The sequence below is a fragment of the Leptodesmis sp. genome, from assembly GCF_052746595.1.
On the sequence record NZ_JBRAGO010000201.1, the window covers coordinates 1 to 2,276 of the forward strand.

3 protein-coding genes and 1 pseudogene are annotated in these 2,276 nt (G+C 52.5%); all 4 read left to right on the forward strand.

Features of this window, described 5'->3' with window-relative positions; all coding sequences use genetic code 11:
* Window positions 1-256, forward strand: a 256-nt coding sequence (locus ACUVQO_RS23000) for a MerR family DNA-binding protein (protein WP_445928147.1), incomplete at its 5' end; no start/stop codon positions are given.
* A 148-nt stretch (window positions 257-404) separates the two neighbouring features.
* Window positions 405-1,373 carry a hypothetical protein gene (locus tag ACUVQO_RS23005; protein ID WP_445928148.1) on the forward strand — a complete coding sequence of 323 codons (969 nt, stop codon included), beginning with the start codon at window positions 405-407 and terminating at the stop codon, window positions 1,371-1,373.
* A gap of 416 nt (window positions 1,374-1,789) precedes the next feature.
* Window positions 1,790-2,047: a hypothetical protein gene (locus tag ACUVQO_RS23010; protein ID WP_445928149.1), complete on the forward strand. Its 258-nt coding sequence runs from the start codon at window positions 1,790-1,792 to the stop codon at window positions 2,045-2,047.
* 21 nt (window positions 2,048-2,068) lie between these two features.
* Window positions 2,069-2,276: pseudogene (locus tag ACUVQO_RS23015) on the forward strand (permease); the annotation flags it as partial.

A 2,276-nucleotide genomic window follows, 5' to 3' on the forward strand; every position in this document is an offset into this window, starting at 1 on the left:
GAGGCTTCGCATACAGCGCGGGACTTATAGCTCCCCGAACCCCTCAATAGTTAAAGACATTCTTGCCCTCAAGGATGGGCGATCGCTCACCTGTCAAGCACTCTACGAGCGGTTAGCGTCCAAGCTCGCCCAGATTGAACAGCAAATCCAACAACTACAAACCTTGCAACGGGAGCTACAGCCGATCCTGAAGCAGTGTCAGTTTGCCAATCCCACCAGCACCTGTATCGCGTTAGACATCATCCCTAATGATTAGTGGCAGTTTTGCCAAATCGCTTGACCTTATACCCCGGTACAACCCCTATCATCGACATAGCACAGGCAGGGTTAAACCTTGATAGTTATCCTGGCCTCGTGCGTCATTCTCTTCCAGTTTGATGAATCTGATAAAGGAATTGTGCCTAATGGTTAAGCGTCGTCATCTTTTAACAGCAGGAGCGGCCCTCGGTGCTTTTGGGTTTGCACCCAGGGCATTGGCTCAAAGTGCCCGGCCTGCATCGCCCTCCCCAGCAGGAGCGCTCACGTTTTATGCAGAAATTCGCGTGGCCGAACCAGAAAATGTAGCTTTATTGGAGTCGATTCAGACCCAGTCCCAAGAGTTACAAGCTGCTGAAGGGTTTCTCAGCCTCTCTCTGAAGCAGATGACGGGAGACTCCACGATGGTGAAAAACTATCCCGAAGCTTATAAGGGGATGCTGGCTAACGCCTACGTCGATGCGATCGCCGCTCATTCTCTGCCTTATTTTTATTCTTTATTTATCCGCTTCGCCGACTATGACACCCTGCAAGCCGCTCAGGTCGATCGCTGGTTTGAGGCGGTCGTGGCCCCCCACCTGTACGCCTACGCGATGACCCCAGATGGGTCTCAAAAAACATCCATGATGTTTGCAACGTATCAAGGGCTGTTCCAGACAGTCGTGGCGGGCGATCGCACCGCTATTTATCGCCAGCCAGACGACATTCGGACTTTTCTGCGCCGTCCGGTGGACTTGCCTGAGCGTAATTACGTCACTGTCGCCAACCACGTCATGATTCCCGATGCGATGCTAGGCCCCTTTGAAGCCAAAACTGCCAAACTCTTAGTCATTGCCCAGGATACCTACCAACCCACGACTGCTAGCGATGGCGCAGGCTTGCCGGGATCTGCTGACAATCGCCACTACCGCAAAGCAGTCAGTACCGAAATTCTACGAAACGCTTTCCCCGATGGCGACCTGCGGGCCTACCTGATGCATGGGGTTTGGGAATCAGTGTGGGATCACGAAAACTCTCACCTCGATCCTCGTTTTAAGCAAACAGCAGCTCCCGTGGGAGCAATGGTGGTGAGTGGCCCCATAGAACCCTTCTACGCCACCCGCATTTCACTGACGTAACGACTATCGGTTTGTCAGGAAGCACCAACCGAGAAACACGAGCTGCGATAATCCTGTGGTGTATTCACAAATCGGTAGGATGTCTAGGCTAACCCTTGAACTTCACCAACTCTGGTTTTATCTCGTTGCCTTAACGGTGGGCGTGCAGCCTGGGGCTGACATTATGCTGATGCGGAGGCGGCACTGGAGCCGTTGATCCCGATCGCGTTCGTTAGCGTGTCTAGAGGACGTATCGGGCTACTCCTTTACACCACCTTTTGTCAGGTGCCCCTCATCCAACTGCGCCAAGCCTTTCGCCCGCCGGTTTATGGTGGCGCTGATTGCTGGCATGATCGGGATACCCCAACGACGCTTCAAGATAAAGTCCATTAAAACTGGGCATTGCCAGGGCGATCGGTGCAATTGTTTTTAGTATCGTGATTGGCTTGGCAATGCAGTTTATCTTCCGCAAGAAAGCACTAGAACCCGTCAAAGCCAACATCATATTGCTAGATGATAAATCCCGCCTGCTCTGGCAAAATGCGCTCTCTTTTGCCGTCCTGGTTGGCATTTTGGTCTTCACGAACTGGGCTAGGCCCGATGTAGCAGCGGGTGCATGGTTTATCCTCTACACTCTGAAGTGGTGGCTGACAGGCGTTTTGGGGCTGGGATTAGCCGCTATCTTGATTGGATAGTATCACCTCAACCCAGGCAAAGTGATTTTGATTGTCGGCGTGACAGCGGTGCTTTCCTGGCAATTTCAGCAGCAACCCCTCGTTCCCTTCTCGGCTGCGGTCATTGGGTTATCCTGGCCGACTAGCACCAGCAAAGGAGAAGCCGAAGAATGGTTTGAATCCTCCTGGGATTATGCTAAGCAAATTCTCCCTCTCTTGTTGATTGGGGTATTGATTGCGGGGGCTTTAC